The following is a 22731-nucleotide window of genomic DNA, read 5'->3' as shown; positions in this document are numbered from 1 at the left end:
CGGTCGGAGCCGGCCGGCACCAGCAGGTGGCCGCCCGGCGTCCGGGTGTCACCCTCCAGCGAGGACCGCCGCGCGTCCAGGCCGAAGGAAGCCCGGCGCGGGAGGTCGTGGAGGCCCGGCAGGAGGTGGTCCGAGCCGAGGGCCGCCTCGATCGCCCGGCCCAGCTCGCGCAGGTTGCGCGGCGCGAGCGCGAACCGCAGCGAGGTGTCGCTCACGTAGGTTCCGGCGTCCCCGTCGATCCGGGGCTGACCCTGGAACCCCTCGGTGCCGGCCATCAGCGAGGCGTCGGAGTGGGCCGGCCGGGCGCGGTACCCCGCCGTGCTGACGGTGCCGCCGGCGTCCGCCTGCAGGAGCCGCCGCGAGCGGTACTCGTCGGGCAGGCCGAGCAGGTGGCCGAACTCGTGGGCGAGCACGTGCCGGTCGCTCTCCAGGTGCCAGAGGCCGGAGTGCTCGTTCCCGGTCCCGGGCAGGACCTGGATCCGGTGGTGCGACCGGGCCGGGTCGTCGACGAACTCGGCCCGGACCACCAGGACGTCGCCGTCGGGCAGCCGGTGCCCGGTGTTGTAGTACTCGTCGATGCCCTGGCGGGCGCGGTCGCGCAGGTCCCGCAGCTCCGTGCCGTGGTTCCCGGGCGGCATGCCGGTGGTGTCGAGGTGGATGCGCACCACGACCTGGACGGCCGGCCGGCCGTCCAGCAGCACGCCGCGGGCGGCCTGGAAGCCGCGGTGGCGGGTGGAGGTGCTGCTGTGCTCGGCCTGGTTCGCGGGCGGGCGGACCTCGGCCGGGTCGAAGAGCATGGCGAAGCGGAGGTCCGGGGCCGGCGCCTCGAAGGCCGGCCGGACCCTGGCCGGCGGCAAGGGGTCGTCGAGGTCCATGAGCGGCCCACCCGGCGCGTCCCCGTTCCCGGGGTGCTCGCCGGAGTCGGACTGCCAGTCCATGTCGTCGGACAGCTCCCCGTCGGACAGCTCCCCGTCGGACATCTCCCCGTCGGACGGCTCGTCGTCCTCGTCGTCGGTGCGCGGGACGTCGCCGTCCTCGTCCTGCGGAGCGGGGCGCCGGGGGGCGGCGTGCTCCGTCCCCTCCGCCCCGGGACCGGCCGGCTGTCGCCGGAGCGGGTCGGGCACCGCGACGTGGCGCTGCGGCGGCGGGGTGTGCCCGTCCGCGACCGCGAAGTCGACGATCCGGCGCTCCGCGTTCCGCACCACCGTGATCTCGACCTCGGCGAACCGCACCCGGACGCGGTAGCCGCCGTCGGGCGTCCGCGTCTCGGCCCCGACCGGCTTCCCGTGGTACGCCGCGTAGCGCCGCTCGACCTCCGTCCACTCCCGCGGCAGTCCGCGGCCGGCCGTCCCGGCGAGGTCCCGGGCGAAACCGCTGCGCGGCAGCCGGCTCGGGGCCAGGTCCGAGACCACGAGGGGGCGGCGGCCGGTACCGGGCGGGGTGGGCTCGGCGAGCGGGGCGACCAGGGCCGCGACCCGGTGCGACCCGACCGCGGACTGGTTCTCCGCCGGACGGTGGATCAGGTGGCGGCCGTCCCGGGTGATGCCCTCGATCCGGACGCCGTCGGCGACGCCGGTCCAGTGGACGGCGCCGTCGACGATCCGGTCGTTGGCGGGATTGCGGGTCCGGTAGGCCGTGTCGACGGCGGTCACGACCTGGCTGTGCGTCCACGCGTCCGGGTAGAACATGTTGTACGACCGGTCGGTGCGCCGGTGCCAGCGGGTGGGGAACTGCGCCAGCGGGGCTTCCGGGGAGACCGTGGGGTCGAGGTAGCGGACGACGGCCCGGTAGGTCCCGTTGGGGTTGGGCCGCGAGGGGTTCTCGATCCTGATGCCCATCCGCTCACCGGCCAGCACCACCCCGCCCGGGGTCGACAGCCGGTCCGGCGGCCGGTGGTGGACGCCGCTGAGGGTCTGCCGGTCGCCGTAGCGGACCAGGTCCGAGACCCGCTGGCCGAAGACGTCCGTGGCCGGGCGCCACGGCATGTGCACGGCCGGGCCGAGTCCGCCCTGGTCGTCGGACGGGCGGAAGGAGACGATCTCCGCCACCCTGGCGCCGTTCTCGACCCGGACCGTGGTCCGGCCCTCGATCCGCACGCCGCCGTACTCGCCCGTCCACGCCCAGGAGACCGGGCCGAGTTCGGTGAACGCGTCCGGGCCCCGGCGCAGCGCGTGCTGGTACGCCTGCTCGGCCGCGTAGCCCGCGTCGGCGGAGGTCCAGTGCGCCGGGAACATCGTGCGCCCGCGGTCCGGCGCCCGCGGCGGGAGCGCCAGGTCGCCGGCCAGCTCGCTCCGGCCGGTCCGCCCGTCGTCGGCGGGGCGGTCGTACACCCGGAAGGTGCCGTTGCGGTTCTCCGAGCCGGGGATCCGCTCGGGCCGGGGCCGGTCGGAGCCGGGCGGCGGGAACAGGTGGCCGCCGCCGTCGCGCCCGGCGCCCGGGACCCGCAGGCTGTCCCGGGTCAGGGTCCCGTACAGCGAGGTGTGCAGGGCCAGGCCGGTCACCCGGGGGCGCGTCGGGTGGACGCCGTCCCCGGCGGGCCCCCGGTCCTCCCCGAACGCCCTGTCGATCTCCTCGCCCAGCTGCCGCAGGTTCCGTGCGCGCAGCACCGGCCGGGGACTGGGCGTCCCCCCGGAGTGGTTGTCCATGTCGAGCGGGACCCGGCCGAACCGGTCGGCGGCGGTGGCGCCCATGATCCCGCCGTCCGTCGCGGTCGGGCGGCTCGGGCGCTTGGAGCGCTCGCGGTACTCGTCCGGCAGGCCGAGCGAGTGTCCGAGCTCGTGGGCGATGGTCCTGCCCGGGATGTCCAGGCCCCAGTTCACCCGGTTCGCCCGCTCCTGGACGGCGTGGACGTTGACCACGTGGTGCGCGTCGGCACGCTTGGAGACGAACTGGACCTCCACCCGGAGCCGGTCGCCGTTGGGCAGTCGCTGGCCGAGGTCGTACGCCTCCGCCATCCCGGTCCGGGCCCGCCGGATCAGGTCCTTGAGCTTGGTCCTGACGACCGGGTCGGTCATGTCCAGGTTCTTGCCGACCAGCCGCACCTTGACGGTGAGCAGGGACTCGGTGTCACCGTCGGGGAGCACGCTCCGGGTGACGGTGAACCGCTGCCTGCCCCGGCTCTCCCGGGTCAGCTGGAAGGGGTCCGTCGGCGGGACCACCTCGCGGGTCGCGATCACCCGCCGCCGCTCGGGCCGGAACGCGGCCGACTGGTCCGGCCGGCGCTGGTCCGGCTGGCCCCAGAAGTCGGTGATCAGCCCGTTCTCCAGCCGCACGGTGAGCTTCACCCCGGCGACCTCCCCGTGCACCAGCACCGGCGCGGCCGTGCCGCCCGGGGGCACCGGGCCCGCCGGGACGCGGTGCGGCCCGGCGGAGACCACGGAAGCCGCGTAGCGGGCCTCGTCGGCGGTCCACTCCCCGGGCAGGTGGCGGCCCTCGGTCGGGTTGTCCCAGGCGGCCGGCGCGAAGCCGCCCCGCCGCCCGATCAGCATCGTCTCGCCCGCGACGGTGTACGGCGGCGGCGGCGCCTGCTCCTTGAGCGCGGCCAGCACGGCGGCCGGACCGTCCGTGTCCACCGCCTCGTGCAGGCGCGGCAGCACCTGCCGCAGGGTGGGCGCTCCGCCGGCCTCGACACGCACCGCGGTGGCGTCGTCGTGCGTCGTGAAGGTCAGCCGGAGTTCGACCCGGGTACGGCCCTCCCGGTGGCCGGCCAGGAACTCGGCGGCGGCCTGGTCCAGCCCGCGCTGCGCCCTGATCCGGTCGGACATCGTGACGTTCTCGCCGTCCACCAGCTTGATCCGGGCGGTGATCCGGACGACCTCCGAGCCGTCGAGCCTCAGCTCGCGCTGGACCTTGACCGGCCCGTGGCCGGGCGCGTCCACCAGGGCGCCCCGGCTCGCCTCGGCGGCCGCGGCCGCCGAGGCCGCGTCGTCCGTCGGCCGCGCCCGGTACCGCGGGTCCGGCTCCGTCTGGAACGGGGAGGGGCGGTGGCCCAGGAAGTGGTCCTGCGACGACGGGCCCGTCCCGTGGCCCGGCACGTACATGCCCTCGGTCCACACGCCGTCGGCGAACCCGAGCTTGTAGAGGACGCCGTTCTCCGTGCGCGTGGCGACCGGTCGTTCGAGCGCCTTCCCGACGTGGGCGGCGAGCTTCTCCGCGGTCCAGCCGGTCGGGTAGTGGACGCTGCCCAGGTCGAGCACCGAGCGGGACCAGCGGGAGGGGAAGAGCGCGAGGGGCGATCCCGCCTCGACCGTGCCGTCGAGTTCGGCGCGGACCACGCGGACCACGCCGTTGTGCATGACCTCCTGCCACTCGCCGTCGCCGGGGGCCGGCGGGCGCAGCGGATCGCCCTTGAGCGTGCCGTCGGGCTCGGTGCGGTGCCAGGGGTTGTTGCGGGCGAGCGGGGTGTGCGCCGCCGCGCCGTCCTGCGCGGGGGCCGTCGTGACGGCGTCCGGGTCCGGCCGCGGGAGCGTCCGCCGCCCCGCGTCGCCGTCGCCGGGGGCCATCAGGTCGCCGTGCTCGTCCGGCGCGAAGTCGTGGGGCGCGTCCGCCGGGCCGCCCGGGGCGGGCACGGGCCGGCGGAACCAGCCCTCGCCCACGCCGCCGACGACCTCGGCCCGGACGGCCCTGCCGTTGACGTCCAGTTCCAGCAGCAGCCGGATGCCGCCGTACTCCACCGGGTGCACGGTGAGTCCGCCGCGCATCGGCTGCGGCGGCGGGCCGTCGGGGGTGAAGGGGGTGCCGAACCTGAAGGCGTTGCGGAAGAGGTGGAAGGCGTCCTCCCGGGTCCACGGCGCCGGGAGGCCGGAGTCGCGGGGGGTCCAGCCGGCGCCGAGGGCGAAGGCGTCCGCCACGTCCGGGTGCCGGGTCTGCGTGCGGCTGATCGTCGCGGGCCGCTCGTCGGTGCCGGGGGTGCCGGGTTCGCGCAGCTCCGGCGCGGTGGGCCGGCCGCTGTCGGTCCAGTTCGCGGCCGGCGCGGACCGGCGCGCGTACTCGACGACCCGGGCCGCCAGGGCCCGGTCGCCGACGAGCTGGGGCAGCAGGTTCTGCGCGTCGGGCGGGGTCGTGCGGTCCACCGGGTGGGCGTCCGGGTGGGTGCTCTCGACGAGTCGCACGACCACCCGGACCAGCGCGCCGTCCGAGGTGCGGACGTTCCCGAACTCCTGGTCCACCTGCCGCTGGAGGGCGGCCCGGTGGGCGGCCCGCTCGTCGGGCGTCAGGCCGGGCGCGAACCGCACCTCGACCGGGGCGACGATCCCCAGGCCGGACTGGCCGTCGGCGAACCGGACGTGCCGGACGGCGAGTTCGAACCCGTTGCCGAAGCTCACCGCGCGCGGCGCGGACTGCTGGACGATCTCCTCCGCCCGCCACCGCGAGATCGGCTGCTCGAAGGAGGGCCGGTGGACGAGGTGGACCCCGTCGCGGGTGATGCCCTCGATCCGCACCCCGCGGTGCTCGCCCACCCAGTGCTCGGTCAGCCGTTCCGACTGCCGCGGGTGCGGCCGGTTCCGGTAGGCACCCTCGACGGCCTGGAGGATCTCGTTCGGCGTCCAGGCGTCCGGGTACATCATGTGGGCGTCGCCGTCGGCGCGGCGGAACCAGCGCGAGGGCAGGGAGCGCATGTCCGCGGTCGGGGCGACCACCGGGTCGAGGTACCAGGCGCGCGCCCGGTAGGTGCCGTTGTCGTGCGGCTCGTACAGCGGCTCCACCGAGATGCCGTGGTGCAGCGTGGTGTCGCCGTCCGGCCGGTGGTGGCCGCCGCTGAGCGTCTGGCGGTCGCCGTAGAGGGCGATCGTCTCGGCGCGCACGCCGAACCGCCGGGGGACGACCGGCGGCTCGAAGGCCGGGGCGGGCACCCGGTTCTGGTTGGCGCTCGGGCGGAAGGCGGTGAACTCCCCGTTCACCACCTCGCCCTGGATGCGCACCCCGCCGTACTCGCCGGTCCAGTGGTGCACGCCGGCGCGCTCGGTGATCCGGCCGGTGCGCCGCGCGTCGAGGTACGCCTGCTCGGCCGCGTACACGGCGTCGTCGGACGTCCAGTGCCGCGGGAACATCGTCCGGGTCACCGTCCGGGTCGTGGCGGCCGGGCCGGTGAACAGGGTGCCGGCCGACTCCAGGTGCTGCGGCGGCAGGGCCTCGGTGCGGGCGACCCGGAAGGTGCCGTTGCGGTTCTCGGAGCCCGGGACGACCTCCGGCCGCGGCCGGGCCGAACCGGCCTCCGGGTACAGGTGTCCCCCGGAGCCGTCGGCCGGCCCGTGCAGCACCGTGCGCAGGGTGTCCTCGCCGAAGTTCGCGCGCCGGGGCAGGGCGCCCGGCCCGGCCGGGCCGCCGGTCGTGCCGAACGCGCCGTCCACGACGGACCCGAGGTGGCGCAGGTAGCGGGCCGCGAGGCCCTGCGCGGGGTGGAGGCGCTCGGGCGGGAGCATGCCGTGGCGGTCCGTCATGAAGTCGCCGAGCGCGTGGACGCCGTAGGAGGTCATCGTGGCGCCGTCCGGGTGGACGGCCCGGGCCGGGCCGTTCCCGGCCTCCCGGTACTCGTCGGGCAGGCCCAGCAGGTGTCCCACCTCGTGGGCCATGGTCAGCCGGGAGGTTCCCAGGCCCCAGTGGTGGCTGTGCTCCCGCTCCACGTCGGCGTCCAGGACGACGGTGTGGTGGGCCTCCTCCGCGGTGTCCACGAAGTCCACCTCCACCCGCAGCAGGTCGCCGCCGGGCAGCCGCTGGCCCCGGTTGAACTCCTCGTCGACGCCGCGCGCGGCGCGGGCCCGCACGGCCCGCAGTCCCCGCTCCCGCTCGTCGGGCGCCATCGAGGACAGGGACGTGGTGTCGAGGTGCAGCCGCACCCGCAGCACGGTCTCGGTGTCCCCGTCGGGCAGCGCGATCCGGGTGGCCTCGAAGGACTGGATGCGGCGGGCCGCCAGCCGTTGGCCGAACGCGTCCGCCGGCGGCCGGATCTCCGCGGTGGCGAGGACCCGGTGCGGTCCGGCCTGCGGCACCGGCCGGTCACCCCGGTCGATCGGCGCGAACCGGACGTCGGTGACGCGGTTCCCGTCCATCAGGAGCCGTACCCGGTGGCCGGCGAACACGCCGTCCACGACACCGTGGGCGTCGGGCACGCCCCGGGCCGCGACCACGTGGGCCGCGTACCGGGCCTCCTCGGCCGTCCAGGCCGGCGGGACGCCGTCGATCGGACGCTCCCGGAGGTGATCGGCCAGCGACTCCCGGACGGCCCCCAGCCGGTCCTGCATCAGGTCGGCGGAGCGCGGCGGCGCGGCGGGGTTCTCGGTGCCGGGGACGCGCAGGCTGCCGTGGACCGGCGACGGCAGCGCCAGCGCCTGCCGGCCCGCGCCCGGCGGCGGGGCGAGGAGCGTCGCCGCGGTCTCCAGCCCGGCGCCGCCGGCGGAGTCCAGCAGCGGCCGCAGGTGCTGCTCCAGGACGACGGGCCGGTCGGCCCGGAGCTGGATGCCGGCGAACGCGTCGGCCGCGTCGTCGGTGAACTCCAGCCGCAGCGCGATGGGCGTCAGCGGGTCCGCGGCCGCGACCAGCCGGTCGGCGGCGTCCTGGAGCTCCGCGCGGCGGACGGCGAGGTCCGCGTCGCCCATGCCCTGGCCGGGCATCAGGTGCAGCCGGACGGTGAGCTCGATGCCCTCCTGCCCGGTGGCGAAGACGACCCGCCGACCGGTCACCTCGGGGCCGCCCGGCGCCACCGGCCGGGTGACCGGCTCGGAGCGCGCCAGGACGGGGGCGTCGTCCCAGTGCCGGACGGCGCCGTTCACGAAGTCCGGCTGCCGTTCGGTCGGGCGGTGCGTCAGGACCTGTCCGTCGCGGACCAGACCCTCGACCCACACGCCGTCCGCCTCGGCGACGACGTGCCGGGTCCGGCCGTCCGGCAGCGGCGACTCGCGGCGCGGCCGGCCGGTCAGCAGCGCCGGCTCGACCAGGGCGGCCGTCAGCTCCGGCGTCCAGTGCGCCGGGTAGAGCCGCGACGCGTCGCTCTCCGCGCTGCGGTGCCAGCGGCTGGGGAAGTCGGCGAGCGGCGAGTCCGGCCGGACCCTCGCGTCCAGGTACCAGGTGCGGGCGCGCCGGGTGCCGTTCGGATGGGGTTCGCCCAGCACCTCCGTCCGGACGCCGAGGGCGTCGCCGGTGGCCCCGTCGATCAGGTGGTGGACGGGGCGCAGCGTGCGCCGGTCGCCGATCGGGGCCGGGCCGCCGGGGCCGCCGGGGTCGCCGGCGCGCGGCGTGGCGGGCCGGCGCGGGGCGTACGGCGGCGGTGCCAGGTCGCCCTGGGCGGGGTGCGGCCGGAAGCCGGTGACGGCGCCGTTCTCGTGGGTGCCGCTGATCACGACGCCCGCGTACTCGCCGATCCAGTGCGGGGAGGAGTCGCCGCCGTGACGCCGGGCGTCCAGGTGCGCCTGCTCGACGGCGTACAGGACCTCCTGGGTGCTCCAGTGCCGCGGGAAGAACGTCCGGTCCTCCTGGCCGGAGCCGATCGGGGCCGGCAGCAGGACGGTCTCGTTCGCGTTCGTGCGGAACCGGCCGGAGAACGCCGCCTCGACGGAGGGCCGCAGCAGCGAGCCGCCGGTGCCGCCCTCGCCGAGGAGGCCGTACAGCGACAGGTCGCGGGCCCGGTCGGTGATCCGGGCCGGGGCGGGGTGGGGGGCGGTGGTCCCGCCGTCGGGGGCGAACGCCCCGTCGACGGCGGCGCCGACGGCGCGCAGGCGCGGCGTCCAGTCCGTGCCGGGGGTGGGACGGGCCTCGCGGGGGCCGTCCTCCAGGCCGAGGGCGCGGCCGATCTCGTGGCCGATCACGTCCCGACCGGTCCGCAGGCCCCAGTTGGAGCCGTCCTGGCGGACGGTGCCGGCGTGCAGCGTCACCGTGTGGTCGGCGGCGGCGGGCGAGTCGACGAACTCGACCCGCACCTGCAGGCGGTTGCCGTCGGGCAGCCGGTGGCCGGCGTTGTACTCGCGCGCCACCGCGTCGTCGACCCGCCGGCGCAGCGCGGCCACCCGGCCCGCGTCGTCCGCCGGCACCGACGAGTCGTCCAGGTGCAGCCGCAGGACCAGTTCGGTGACCGGGTCACCGTTCAGCAGGTGCCCGCGCCGGACCTGGTACGAGCGCGGCGGCGACACCTCGCCCTCCGGCCGGGGCCCGGCCGGCGGGTCGACCCGCCGGGTCTCCGCGCCGGGCCGGAGTGCGGTCGGCGAGTTGGGGTTCGGCACGCCCCCGGCGGCGTGCTGTCCGCCCGCCGCCGGGTGGACCGGGGCCTGCGGCGGGGCGGGGGGCGCGAACGGGGGCGCGCTGAACTGCGACGGGTGGTTCCGGTCGCTCAGCACGTCGACGGCGACCACCCGGCCGTCCTCGTCCCGGTCCACCCGGACCCGGATGCCCCGGTGCTCCAGGACGGCCGCCTCGTGGCCGGGCGGCAGGGTCCCGGCCGCGGGCTCCAGGTGGGGGAACCTCACGCCGCTCCCGTCGGCGTCGTGCAGGAACTGCAGGGCGTCCTGGCGCGACCACCCCGCCGGCAGTCCGGAGCCCTGCGGGGTCCAGTCGGCCGGGAGGGCGAAGTCCCGCTCCAGTTCGGGGAGGTCGTCCGCCGTGCGGCTGGTCGTCGCCGGCCGCTCACCGGTGCCCGGGGTGCCGGGCTCGCGCAGCGGCGGGGCGGTGGGCCGGCCGGTGTCCGTCCAGTCCCGCGCCGGGGCCCGGTCGCCGAGCGCGGTGAGGGTGCCCCCGAGGTCGTCACCGCCGCCGAGCAGCCGGCGCAGCAGGCCCTCCGGGTTCCGCTCGGCGTCCTGGACGCGGATCCGGTTCTGCTGCCCGGTGGTGCCGGTGGTGTCGAGGACGACCCGCACCAGCGCGCCGCCGGCGGTGCGCAGGTCCCCGATCTCCTGGTCCAGGCGCTGCTGGAGGCCGGATTCCGCGATCTGCCGCACCTCCGCGTCGTCCCAGATCCGGTGCTCCAGGGCGATCCCGGCGACGACTTCCAGGCCGTGCCGGCCGTCGGCGAAGCGGGTGTGCCGGACGGTCAGCACGGACCCGTCGTCGAGGGTGACGTCGGTCGGCGCGGACCGCCGGACGACCTCCTCGTCCCGCCACCGGGAGATCGGCTGGTCGAGGGAGGGGCGGTGGGCCAGGTGGACGCCGTCCCGGGTGATGCCCTCGATCACCACGCCGTCGTGCGTGCCCACCCAGTGCTCGGTCCCGTCCGGCAGCCGCTCGGTGGAGACGCGGTCCCGGTGGGCGGCGAGGACGGCGTCCATCACCCGGGCCACGTCCCAGTGGTCCGGGTACATCATGTGGGTGCCGTCGTCGGTGCGGCGGAACCAGCGCGCGTCCGACCTCGCCAGCGGCGCGGTCGGCGCAACCACCGGGTCCAGGTACCAGACCCGGGCCCGGTAGGTGCCGTTGTCGTGCGGCTCGTACAGCGGGTGTTCCTCCACCTCGACGCCGTGCCGGCGGGCCACGTCGTCGGGCGGCAGGAGGTGGGCCCCGGTGAGGGTCCGGCGGTCGCCGAAGCGGGCCTGCTCGTCGGCGCGCCCGCCGAACCACTGGTGGCCGGGGCGGCGCGGCTCGAAGGTGGTGGCGGGGATCCGGTCCTGGTCGGGGGCGGGGCGGAAGGACGTGAACTCGCCGTTCACGATCTCGCCCTCGATGCGCACGCCGCCGTACTCGCCGCTCCAGTGCAGGACGCCGTTGTCGTCGGCGGTCACCCGGCCGGTGCGCCGCGCGCTGTGGTACGCCTGCTCGGCCGCGTACACGGCGTCGTCGGTCCTCCAGTGCCGCGGGAACATCGTCCGCGTGACCGTCCGCGTCGTGGCGGCCGGGCCGGTGAACAGGGTGCCGGCCGACTCCAGGTGCCGCGGCGGCAGCGGGACCGTCTCCGAGGTGCGGAAGGTGCCGTTGCGGTGCTCCGAGCCCGGCAGGACGTCCGGCCGCGGACGGGCGGAGCCCGGCTGCGGGTAGAGGTGTCCCCCGGACTCGCCCGGGCCGCCGAACAGGGCGGCGCTGCGGACCGCCAGGTCGAACGCCGCCCGGGGCGGCGGGGTGCCCGGCGCGGACGGGCCGTCGGCCGGCCCGAACGCGCCCTCCACCACCGACCCGAGCTGCCGCAGATAGCGCGCGGGCAGCCCGATCGCGGGGTGGAAGCCCGTCGCCGGGACCCGGGCGTCCATGTCCACCAGGCTCTGGCCGTACCGGCCGGTGGCCGCGGCGGTCATCAGCGAGCCGTCGGAGCTCACCTCCCGGACGGGCTTCGACGCCTCGCGGTACTCGTCCGGCAGGCCCAGGTGGTGCCCGAGCTCGTGGGCGATGGTGTGCGGAGTCACCGTCAGGGACCAGTTGTTCATGTCCGCGCGGTCGAACCGCGGGTGCAGGTTGACGGTGTGGTGGGCCTCCTCCGCGGTGTCCACGAAGTCCACCTCCACCCGCAGCAGGTCGCCGTTGGGCAGGCGCTGGCCGCGGTTGTACTGCTCGTCGACGCCGGTGACCGCGTTCCGCCGCAGGTCGTCCAGCCGTCGGGCCAGCAGCGGGTCCGGCGTGCCGGACAGCCGCGTGGTGTCGAGGTGGACCCGCAGGCGCAGCACGGTCTCGGTGTCGCCGTCGGGCAGCTCGATCCGGACGGCCTCGAAGGACTGCTTGCGGCGCAGCGACAGGGTCCGGCCGAACGCGTCGGCCGGCGGCCGGATCTCCGCGCTGTCGAGGACCCGGTGCGGCCCGGACTGCGCGTCCGGCCGGTTCCCGGCGAGCGGCTCGACCGTGAACTCGGTGATCCGGCCGTCGGCGCCCAGCCGCACCCGGACGTCCGCGCCCGCGAACCGGATCGTCGGACGGCCCTCCCGGTCCGGCATCCCGGTCATCGCCAGGTGGGCCGCGTGCCGGGCGTCGTCGACGGTCCAGCCGGCCGGGAGTTCCCGCGGGGGCCGTTCCCACGCCTCGGTGGTAAAGTCCGCCCGCGACCGCTCCAGGTGGTCGGCCGACCGGTCCGTGGAGCGCGGCGGCACGGCTGGCGCGTCGGCGGGCGGGAGGAAGCTGCCGGCGACCGGCCGCGGGATCGGGGCCGGCACGTCCTCCATGAGGCCCTCGGCCACGTCCCGCAGGTCGCCGTCGGCCTCCAGCAGCACGGCCAGGTGGTCGTCCAGGAAGGGCCGGGCGCCGGCCACCAGCACCACGGGGTGGGCCTTGGTCAGGTCGTCGGTGAAGTCGAGGCGCAGCCGGAGCGGCGGGTGCGCTCCCTGGCTCGCGACCAGCGCGTCGGCGTCGTCCTGGAGGCGCTGCCGCGCGAGGAGCAGCTCGTGCTCCGTGACGCCCTCGCCCGGCGCCAGGTGCAGCTTGGCGACGATCTCGATGCCGTCCTGGCCGGTGTCGAACAGGACGCGCCGGAAGCCGAGTTCGGGGAGGTCGTCGGACTTCTCCCGGTCGAAGAGCCCGGACGTGCCGATCTCCGCGGCGTCGTCCCAGCCGTGGGGCCGGGCGTCGGTCACCCCCGGCTGGCGGTCCGTCGGCCGGTGGTCGAGGATCTCCTCGTCCCGGATCAGGGCTTCGACCCACACGCCGTCGATCTCGGTGACGACGTGCTCGGTCACCCCGTCGTCGAGTGTGTCGAGGTGGAAGTCCTCCCCCGTGCCCAGCCGCTCGGCCAGGGCCTCGACCACCCGCTCGTTCGTCCAGCCCGAGGGGTAGAACCGCCGGTCCGGGGTGTCGGCCGCGCGGTGCCAGCGGCTGGGGAGCTGGGCCGCCGGGGAGTCCACCGGCACCCGCGGGTCCAGGTACCAGGTGCGGCCGCGCCGGGTGCCGTTCTCGTGCACGGCGCCGACCGTCTCCGTCGACACGCCGTAGTGCCGCTCCACGGCCGGGTTCGTGTGCGGGACGACGGTCAGCAGCCGGCGGTCGCCGAACTCGACGGGCCGCTCGGTGATCTCCCGGAAGCGCGGGTCGGGCCGCTTCGGGGCGTACGGCGGCGGGGGCTGCGTGCCCTGCTCGCCGTCGGGGCGGAAGCCGGTGATGACGCCGTCGTTCTGTTCGCCCACGATCCGCACGCCCGCGTACTCGCCCTCCCAGTGGGGGCCGGTCGCGTCCGGGTTGCGGGTGCGGTGGTCGCGGAACGCCTGCTCGGCGGCGTAGACGCTCTCGTCGGCGGTCCAGTGCGGCGGGAAGAACGTACGGCCCGGCTCGCCGGCGGCGTCCGCGGGCCGCAGCCGCACCGTCCGGTTGGTGTTCTCCTGGAACCGCCCGTCGGCGTGGGCCTGCCGCACGGAGTCGCGCAGCAGGTGGCCGCCGGTGCCCTCCGGTCCGCCGGAGCCGTACAGCGAGCTGGTGCGGACCGCCTCGGCGACCAACGGCCGGGCCGGGGCGGCCGGAGCGCCGACGGGGGCGAAGGCGTCGTCGAGGGCCAGGCCCACGGTGCGCAGCCGTCGCGGCGTCGGGCCCTGCGCGGGCCGGTCGGCACCGCCGTCCCGGTAGACCTCGCGGGAGCCGTCGCGCAGGCCGAGCACCCGGCCGATCTCGTGGCCGAGGGTGTCCCGTCCGGCCTTGACGGCCCAGTCGGACTCGCTCTGGCGGACGCTGCGGTCGTGCAGCCTCACCGTGTGGTGGGCGGCGTCCGGCGAGCCGACGAACTCGACCCGGACCCGCAGCAGACTGCCGTCGGGCAGCCGGTGGCCGTTGTTGTACGTCTCGTCGACGCCCTCCAGCGCCCGGCGCCGCAGGGCGGTGAGGGCGGACGGGGGCGTCCGCTCCAGGCCGCTGTCGTCCAGGTGCAGCCGCAGGACCAGTTCGGTGGCCCGTTCCCCGGTCGGCAGGGTGCCGCGCCGGGCCTCGTACGGGCGCAGCGGGGACGGTGCCTCGCCCTGCGCCCGGGGGCCGGCGGGCGGGTGGACCTGGGTGGTGGTGTGGCCGGGGCGCAGGTCCGAGGTGCTTCCCGCGCCCGGCTGGTGCGCCGGGGCGGGTGCGGGAGCCGGGGCCGGCACGGGTGCGGGCGCCGGCTGGAGGGTGTCGGCGGGCTGGACCGGGTTCTCGGCCGGGGCGTTGGGCAGGTCCTGGTCCTGCGTGTCGGTGGTGCGGTCCTGCCGGGGGGACGGGAGCGGGGTGACCGGGCCGGACAGCGAGTCCGGGCGGGGCACCGTCGTGGTGTCCGCCCCCGGGAGGAGCGGGCCGGCTGAGGTGGTGACGTGGGTACCGGTCGGCGCCGCGCTCAGGTCGGTCTCGGTGGCGGCCGGCCGCGGGACGCGCGGCGGCGACAGCGGTTCCGGCTCCGGCTTCGCGGAGGCGGTGGCGGTGGCGTGCTCGGCGGACAGGCGGTCGAGGTCGGAGTCGGAGGCCGTCCGGCGCAGCCTCGGGCGCTGCACGGGCTCCGCCGGCGTCTCCGCCTCCGCGCTGGTCCGGGGCCGGCCGGTGGGGCTCGGGGCCGCCTTGTCCTTGTCCGGCGTCTTCGCGGCGTCGTCCCCGGGCCTGGTGTCGCCGCCCTCGCTGCTGGTGCGCACCGGTGGCTGCGGCCTGGTGTCGCCCGCTGCCCTGCCCGGCGCCTTCTGCTGCTCCTTCGCGGAACCGTCCTTGCCCTGCTCGCGGGGCTGCTCCTTGCCCTGGGCGTCCTTGCCCTGGCCCGAACCGCCGTCCTGGCTCTGGGTGCGGACGGCGTCGCCGGTCGGCACGACCGTGACCTTGTCGTCGTCCCCCGGCACGAGGGTGGCGGTGTCCTCGTCGTCCTTCAGGCCGAGCGCGACGAGGTCCTCGTCGCCGAACACCAGGCTCGGGTGGATGTCCCGGAGCGCTTCGGCGAACGCCTCGCCGTACCCGTCGACCCTGGCCTGCGAGAAGGCCTCGATGATCTCGCCGCGCAGCTGCGAGGGCGTCATGGTCGCGGGATCGGGACGGTCCGTCCCCAGCATGCCGCCGCCGAACGCGTCGCGGAACAGCTTGGCGTTCTCCTCCTCCGGCGTCAGGTGGGTCTTCGGCGACTCCACCTCGGTGCCGCTCGCGTCGACGTGCGCGCCGAGCCGGGGCACCAGCAGCGGCGCCGGGTTGCCGGAGAGGTTGCTGAGCACCGCCAGGACGGTGAGCGGGTGGTAGGGCGGGAAGTACTTGCTGTCGCCGGGCTTGACGTTGGAGAACTGCAGGTCGCGGACCCAGTCCATGTACCGGCTCATGACCGGGGAGGCGGCGTGGTGCAGGCCGCGCGCCATCAGGCCCATGGCCATGCCGGATCCGAAGGTGGCCAGGGTGGTGGTGAACTCGTGCTTCTCGGAGAAGAACAGGTTGTAGAAGCCCTCGACCAGGTTGCCCTGGACGCCCTCCTTGAGCTGTTCGCCGATCGCGTAGCCGATGTGGAACATCCGGTTGCCCTGCGGCATGTCCTCGGCGATGTCGACGAACCTGCGGGCGAGCGCGCCGACGCCGCGCTCGCTGAAGTCGCCGCTGACCTCCATCATGCCCTTGAGGCCGACCTTGAGCGCCGCGTGCTCGGCGGTGTTCTTGCCCCAGCCGGTGACGAAGAGTTCGCCGAAGTCCTTGCCGAGGGCCTTGGCCGCGGCGCTTCCGCCCTCCTTCTTCATCACGCCGCCGAGGTGCTTCTCGAAGATCTCGCTCAGCCGGGTGGAGAAGCGGTCGGCGGCCTTGGAGCCGGCCTTCTCGAAGCCGACCCGCAGGACGTTGTCGGAGGACTCCAGCAGCTTGCCCAGGTCCCGTGCGAAGGCCCGGGAGGCCGACTTGTCCAGCCAGTTGGTGGTGCCCTCGGTGGCGCTCTTCCCGGCCACCGCGCCGATCTTGCCGATGCCGCCCTCGGCACCGGCCGTGACGCCCTTGAGCCCGGACTTCCCGGCGGCCTCAAGCGCCTCCTTCAGCGCCTTCCGGTCACCGTTGATCATGAAGTCGGTCAGCTTGTCGGCGGCGATCCGACCGCCGTTGCGGCCCAGCAGCCGGCCCAGCAGCTTGCCGAGGCCCATGCCGATCAGGTTCAGCGGGCCGGAGATCACACCGCCGATGACGCCGAACAGGACGGCCTGCTTGAGCGCGTCCTTGTCGATCTCCTTGCGGTTGCCCTGCCCGATCTGGATGTTCTGGATGACCAGGTCCATGGTGAGCCCGCTCATGATCCCCGCGAAGGTGTGCAGCAGGATCGTCTTGAGCAGGAACTTCATCAGCTGCTTGAGGACCTCGCGGGTCAGGATGGTCTTCAGCGTGACCTCGGCGAGGCTGGCGCCGAAGGTGAACGGCGCCCAGAGGATCGCCAGCGCGATCTCGACCAGCAACTGGACGAGCTGGGCGATCGACATCCACTTGCTGTACTCGGCGGCCGTGGCCACGTCGTTGGCGCACTTGGCCAGCGCCTCGGCGGTCTTGACCGACGCCGTGATGTAGTCGGCGCCGCCGGTCTCGCCGATGAACTGGCGCATCTGCTCGGAGAACTGGCGCGCCGCCTGCCCCTCGAACTGCTGGCGCGCCTTGTTCGCCACCTCGGCGATCAGCCGCCGCAGCTCGGGCAGTTCCTCCGCGATCCGCTGGTAGGCGTCCCGCACCTCCCGCAGATCCCCCTCGGCGATCTCCGGCCAGGGCATGCCGGTGACCCTGCTGAAGAAGTCGGCCGTCGACTTGTCGACCGTGATGGAGGAGTAGGGCACGGGGATGGCCTGCCGTTTCCGGTTGTTCCAGGGGTGCTTCGGTGCTGCTGCGGCGGGTGCTAGAGACCGGCGGCGCGGGCGCCGGCGTCCTCGTTGGCGCGGTCGAAGCTGTCGGACAGGCGCTCGCCGTTCTCGCCCACCGAGCCGACCACCTGGGTGACCTTCTTGAGGAGCTCCTCCAGGTTGTGGGTCGGGTCGTCGACCTGCTCGTGGTACTGCTTGCCGATCTCGTCGTTGCCGCCGACCGACTTGTTCAGCTTGTTGATGATCTTGACGTTCTCGTGGATGTCCGCGAGAACGTCCTTCAGTTCGCCGAACTCGGCGAACGACCGCTTCATGTACTCCGTCTTCGCGAGCACATTGGAGTCGTCAGCCACCGAACTCCTCCTGCTTGCGGGACGCCTTCTTGTCGTCGTCGTGGCCGGGGCGCATCGACCACAGCGGCTCCAGCAGGTCGTCCAGCTCGGTGCCGCCGGTCATCGAGAGCCGCAGGGACTCGCCCACGCCCTCGAACTCCCGGATCCGGGCGGCCACCTGCTCGCCGACCTTGGCACGGGCCTCGTTGAGCACGTCCTTGAGCTGCTCGGCCAGCTCGGCCGGGGCCTTGTCGCGGTAGCCGGTGTTGTGGAAGGTCAGTGCGACGACCTGGCCCTGCGGCCCGACCTTCACCGTCACCAGACGGTCCTTGGAGGTGACGGAGGCGGTGAGCTTCGCCAGCTCCGCCTGCGTCTCCTCGGCCTTGGCGAGCTGCTCGCGCATCGCCTCCATGGTCTGCGCGATCTGGTCCGCGAAGGGGTTGCTCATGGTGGTGCTCCTCGTTCTCTCGTACCGGCCGGACGGCCGGTACCGGTGGACGGACGCCGCGCGGGGCGCCGGCCGCGGCGGGCCGGCGCCCCGGGGGCAGGGGCGGTCAGCGGCCGATGACTCCCTCGACGGCCCCGCTCTCGGTGCCCCAGACCTCTTCGTCCTCGGCCAGCCAGGTGGTGCGCTGGCGGTCCTTCTCGTTGGCGCCCTGACCGCCCGCGCCCATGCCGCCCGGGGGCATCATGGGCGGCATGCCGCTGCCGCCGGTGGTGCTGACCTGGCGTCCGGTCAGTGCCGCCTGCTCGGCCTGGGCGGCGCGGGCCGCGCGCTCGGCCGCGAGCCGTTCGTTGGCCTGGTCGGCCGCGGCCTTCAGGACCGCCGGGTCGCCGCCCGCGGCGACCGAACGGGGGCTCATCCCGGCGCCCACGCCGGTGATCGGCGAGATGCCGCCGGGGCCCAGCAGCCCGCCGGAGGACGAGCCGCCCGCCCCGCCGCCCAGGCCGAAGCCGCCGTACCCGCCGCCGACGCCGTAGGAGAAGTCGTTCGGCGCCAGCAGGTCGTCCCCCTCCTCCAGGTAGTTGCGGCCCAGGTCGTCCAGGAGCTGGCGGGACTGCGAGACCGGGCTGCCGCTGCCGTCCAGCAGGGTGCCGTCGGGGGCGATGCTGTAGTCGCGGCCGACCACCATCGGGTTGCCGTTCCGGTCCAGCACGGGGCGCCCCTCGGAGTCGACCACCCGGCCCTCGGAGATCCGGGAACCGGGCGGCACCGTGACGTTCCGGTTGCCGGAGCCGCCACCACCTCCGCTGCCGATCCCGCCGATGATCCCCGGCAGGAGGTCCGGACCGCTTCCCGAACCGCCGCCGATGGAACCGGTGGGGAGCGTCGAGCCGCCGGACCCGCCGACGACGACCCCGCCCGGCAGCCCCGAACCGCCGCTGCCACCCGAACCGCCGCCCGAACCGCCGCCGGTGGAGCCGGTGGGGAGCGTCGAGCCGCCGCTGCCGCCCCCGACGACGGTGCTCGGCGGCTTCGGGCCGCCGCTGCCGCCCGAACCCGAGCCGCCGCCCGAACCGCCGCCGATCCCGCCGATCCCGCCGATGCCCGCGCCGCCGCCCGAACCCCCGCCGACCGAGACCTTCGGAGGACCGTCCTTCCCGCCGCCGAGCTCGTCCTTGATGTCCTTGGTGTTCGGGCCGTCCTTGCCCCCGGTGCCCCCGCCGGAGCCTCCGCCCGCGCCGGGCGGGGCGACGGTCGGCGGCGTCCGGGGCGGCATCCGCAGCTGCACGTCGGGCTTGTTGTTCTTCAGGTGGGCGGACAGGGTGCTGTAGGCGGATTCGAGGGTCCGCAGGGACTTGCCGGCGGCCACGTCCAGGGTGTCCGCGACCTGCTTCAGCCAGATCTCCTTGGCCCTCGCCTGGACCTTCTCCCAGAACTCCTTGGTGTCGGGGTCGCCGAACGGGGAGCCGGTGACCTTGAACGTCAGGCCGGAGGTGGACACGACCTCCTTGAGGAGGTGGGCCTTGTCGCCGTTCAGCCCCTCGTAGTTCACACCCTTGTCGGCACTGTTCGTGATCACCATCGTGGAGGGCGCGAACGCCTCCGTGACGGCCGCGCCCAGCGCGCTGGCCGGGTGCCAGAGCTTGTAGTCCCCCTCCGTGCGGAGAACCGTCCGCTTCTCCGCGTCGTCCGTGAAGTCCGTCCAGCCGTTCTTGAGCCCCCACACGGCGGTTTCGAGGTCCTTCCGGACCGCGAGCAGGGCCGCCTCGACCTTGTTGTCCCCCAACTGGCGGCGGAAGCTCGCGGTCTCGCCGTAGAAGGCGCCGAGCACGGTGTGGAAGGCCCCGGCCGCGCTGCCCTGCCAGTCCCCGTCAGGGGCGTCGACCTTGTCCATCCAGCCCTTGGTCCGGCCGATCCAGCCGTCGAGGAAGTACCGGGCCTTCTCGTGGGCCTGGGCCGCCCGTTCGAAGGTCGCGGGGTCGAAGCGGTCGTTGGAGTACGGCGGATTGGTCAGCGGGTCGATGACCCCGAGCGCGTCGTGCATGAACTTGTCGAACTCGGAACCCGAACCGAACTTGCTGTAGTCCAGGTTGATCCCGTAGGCGACCGTGCCGCTGGTCGTGTTCGCGCCGTCGTAGACCTGGAAGTCCCACGACCACCAGGCGTCATGGATCTGGCTGCCGTTCTCCCAGGTCTTGAAGGAGCCTTCGAGGAACTCGCGGCTCCCCCGGCCGTCGCCGGGGCACCACGGGGCGCTGGGGCCCGCCACCGCCGAGCGGTCGGTACGGCTGGTCTGCGTGGAGGACGCGAAGATCGAGACGACGTCCTCCCATTTCTCCGGACGCAACGTATCCGGCGGCGTGGTCATGGTGAACCCCTTTCCGGCCCATCGGCGCGGTGGATCGGGCGCGGGCCGGTCCGCTCCGCGGCCGGCCCGCTCCTGCGTGCGGTGACGCGGGTCAGGTCGTGGTGGTGCTGCTGCCGCCCCCGGGCACGACATTGCCCAGGAGGAACATCAGCTGCGCCACCGTGAGGGCCTCTTCCTTGCCGGTCTGGAGGATCAGATCGGCGTCCAGGAGGTCGCCCTTCATGTTCTTCAGCTGGGTGCCGATCTTCTGGAAGCCGCCGTCCACGGCGCCGAAGTAGGCCTTGAAGCTCGCCGTCACCTCGGTGATGGACTTGCCGGCGTTGCCGGGCGTCCCGATCCGCAGCTCCGCGCTGTTCCCGGTCACCGGCTTCCCGTCCGTGCCCACGGAGCTGGTGAGGGTGCCGGTCCCGTTGGCGTAGTAGCCCATGTTCAGCACGAACGGGTTGGTCGCGATGCCGTCGATGTAGGCCTGGATCTCCTCGTTGGTGAACTGCTGCAGCCAGCCCTCGGTCAGCTCCGTGACGGGACTGCCGCCGGACCCGCCCTCGTTCTTCGCCATCGGTCGGTCCTCCTCGTCCGTCAGGCGCCGATGCCCTGGCCGGCGTGGTTGTCGGCCTCCCACAGGACGTGGTGCATGTCGGCGAGGGCCTTGGTGGCCTCGTCGATGTCGCGGATCATCGCCGAGTCGAGCTGGCCCAGCTCGGTGGCGAAGGTCCTGGCGGCCTCGGCGTAGGCACCCTGGAGGTCGGTGCCGATGTGCTGTTCGAGGATGCTCTTGGTCTCCAGCATCGCGGCCTCCATCGCGTGGCCTTCGTTGCGCAGGTAGTCGATCGCGTCCTGCACGCCGGCGTGGTTGACGAACAGCGAATCCTGGGCAGTCACCATGGGGAACCACTCCTAGTCTGGTGGAGGTCGGCCGGGCCCTGTGCCCGGACCGGGGGGTGTCTGGGGGGGCGCTCCGCAGGAGGCCGGTTACTTCTTGCCGCCGAGGACGTCCTCGATCTCGCTGCCACCGCCGCCGCCGATGCGGTTGGCGATGGTGTTCGACATGTCCTGGCCGCTGCCGATGGTGCGCTCGCCCTGCTCCAGCTGGCTGTGGAAGAGGTCGTACTTGGCCGCCAGCTCCTTGTACTTGAGCCGCCAGTCCGCGATCTTCCGCTGGAAGATGTCGCTGGAGGTGGCCTGGAAGTCCCGCTCCAGCTCCTGGATGCTCTTCTCGATGTTGGCGTCGATCGCCTTCATCGTGTTGAACTGCTTCTCGACGGTGCCCTTCACGGTCCGGATGACCGAGGCTTCCGTCCTCGTCGTCGGCGTCGCCATGGCACTCCCTCTCTCCCGCGCCCCGTCTCCCCCGCCGTTCCCGGCGGCCGGACCGGCCGGGGGCGTCACGGCGGTCCGCCAGACTGAACGGCGAGGGAGTCCGGCCCGGTTCACCCGGATCCGACTCCCGTCGCGGCGCCGCCGGACTGCCGGGCGGTCAGCGGGCGCACTTGCCCTCGGTGCCGGCCGGCTGCACCAGGGCGCCCCCGGCCAGGGCCGCCGGATCGAGGCTCGGACCGGCCGGCAGCAGCGCGAGCAGCCGGCTCGGGACGGCCACCGGGGCGGCCCCGGCGTAGCCCAGCCGCTCGGCGGCGGCCGGGGCCAGCGGGTAGCGCACGCCGTTCTCGGTGACCAGGTACATCGTGCTGCCCTGGCCGGAGCCGGAGAGGGCGCGCACCAGCGCCCCGCCGCCGGGCCGGACGGTGATCCGGTCCGCCGGGGTGCAACTGGGCACGACGCCCGGCTCGGCCACCGGGGGCAGGCCGAGCACCTTCGCGGCGTCCGGCACCCGCAGGTCCACCTCGCCGCTCCCGGCGCCGGGGCCGCTCGCGGGCAGGCCCGCGCAGAGGGCCTGCCCGGGGGCCGGAGTGAGCAGCGCGGGGGGCCGTTCGGGCAGTCCCGAGGGGATCAGCTCGGCCGCCGCGGCGGCGGGCGCGGAGTGGGCCGCGAGGTCGGCGGCGCCGACCTCGCCGACGGTCACCGGGCCGTTGGCGTACGCCTCCACCTGGGTGCGCGGGTCGCCCTGGACGAGGGCGAGCACGGTGGGTCCGACCTGGGCGAGGCCCTGCGCGGTGAGCAGGTAGCGGTCCTCGCCGGCGCCCGCGAACAGCTGCCCGACCCGGGTCGGCCGGCCTGCGAGGTCGGGCCCGGCGGTGCCCCGGCCGGGCAGTTCCGGGCCGCGCAGGTCCGGGCCCACCGCGAAGGTCTCCAGGAAGGCCGCGGTCACCGGTACCGGCGCCGCGTTCTGGTAGCCGAGGGCGCGCACCGCGCCCGCCGCGACGCCCAGCGCGTAGCGGCGTCCGTGCCAGAGCAGTTGCGGGGCGCCGTCCGGTCCGGCGACCAACGCGGCCCGGTCCCCGGCGGAGCCGCCGCCGCTCGCGCCGCCGACGGCGAGCGCCAGCAGCGGCGCGGGCTTGCTGCCCGCGGCGGCGGTCTGCACGGTGCAGGCCAGCCAGTCGGAGCGGTCCAGGGCGGTGGGCGCGGGCAGCCCGTCGGGGGCGCCGACGATCCCGACCGGGCCGCCGCGCGGGGCGCCCTCCAGCGAGTTGCGGGACACCTCGTCGACGATCAGCTGGTCGCCCGCGAGCAGCTTGGCGCTGGCCTGGTTGAGCACCGGGTGGAGCAGCCCGCCGGCGTAGAGGTAGCGCGTCCCGGTCTCCTTGACGACGACCACGGTGCCGGGCTTCCGCCAGCCCACCGCGCCACCGGGCCTGACCAGCCCGTAGACGCCGGCGCCGAGGCCGCCGAGCAGGGCGAGCGCGATGCCGATCGCGACACCTCGGTTGGTCCGGCCGATCGGGGTGTCGGGGGCGTCGGGCTCGGCCCGCAGCACGCCGGCGGCGACCCGGCCCATGACGAAGAGGTGGGCCTGCACCTGGTCACGGCGGGACTGCATCGGGTTGGTCCTCCTGCGGTTCGTGG

At 75.1% G+C, this 22731-nt stretch carries 8 protein-coding genes; all 8 read right to left on the bottom strand.

Annotation, left to right across the window (positions count from 1 at the left end; all coding sequences use genetic code 11):
- Positions 1 to 16601 (bottom strand): EndoU domain-containing protein (locus ABT093_RS19585; protein WP_350565836.1); only part of this gene is annotated, 16601 nt, incomplete at its 3' end.
- Positions 16602 to 16660: 59 nt separating this feature from the next.
- Positions 16661 to 16978, bottom strand: a complete 318-nt coding sequence (locus ABT093_RS19580; protein ID WP_350565834.1) for a hypothetical protein — start codon at positions 16976 to 16978, stop codon at positions 16661 to 16663.
- Positions 16971 to 17405: a YbaB/EbfC family nucleoid-associated protein gene (locus ABT093_RS19575; RefSeq protein WP_350565833.1), complete on the bottom strand. Its 435-nt coding sequence runs from the start codon at positions 17403 to 17405 to the stop codon at positions 16971 to 16973. Before ABT093_RS19575 ends, ABT093_RS19580 begins: the two co-directional genes overlap by 8 nt.
- 106 nt (positions 17406 to 17511) lie before the next feature.
- On the bottom strand, positions 17512 to 19770 hold the full coding sequence (locus tag ABT093_RS19570; protein WP_350565831.1) for a hypothetical protein: 2259 nt from the start codon (positions 19768 to 19770) through the stop codon (positions 17512 to 17514).
- A 91-nt stretch (positions 19771 to 19861) separates the two neighbouring features.
- Positions 19862 to 20329, bottom strand: a complete 468-nt coding sequence (locus ABT093_RS19565; RefSeq protein ID WP_350565829.1) for a hypothetical protein — start codon at positions 20327 to 20329, stop codon at positions 19862 to 19864.
- Between the two features lie 20 nt (positions 20330 to 20349).
- A complete protein-coding gene (locus tag ABT093_RS19560) occupies positions 20350 to 20655 on the bottom strand; it encodes a hypothetical protein (RefSeq protein ID WP_350565827.1) in 306 nt (101 codons plus the stop codon).
- Between the two features lie 87 nt (positions 20656 to 20742).
- A complete protein-coding gene (locus ABT093_RS19555; RefSeq protein ID WP_350565825.1) occupies positions 20743 to 21090 on the bottom strand; it encodes a hypothetical protein in 348 nt (115 codons plus the stop codon).
- Positions 21091 to 21247: 157 nt separating this feature from the next.
- Positions 21248 to 22705: a type VII secretion protein EccB gene (gene eccB / locus ABT093_RS19550; RefSeq protein WP_350565823.1), complete on the bottom strand. Its 1458-nt coding sequence runs from the start codon at positions 22703 to 22705 to the stop codon at positions 21248 to 21250.
- Between the last annotated feature and the right edge of the window lie 26 nt (positions 22706 to 22731).

The sequence above is a fragment of the Kitasatospora sp. NPDC002551 genome (genome assembly GCF_040296005.1).
Classification (GTDB): domain Bacteria; phylum Actinomycetota; class Actinomycetes; order Streptomycetales; family Streptomycetaceae; genus Kitasatospora.
Note: the sequence above shows the minus strand (reverse complement) of the source record. Positions and strands in the feature narration are given on the sequence as shown.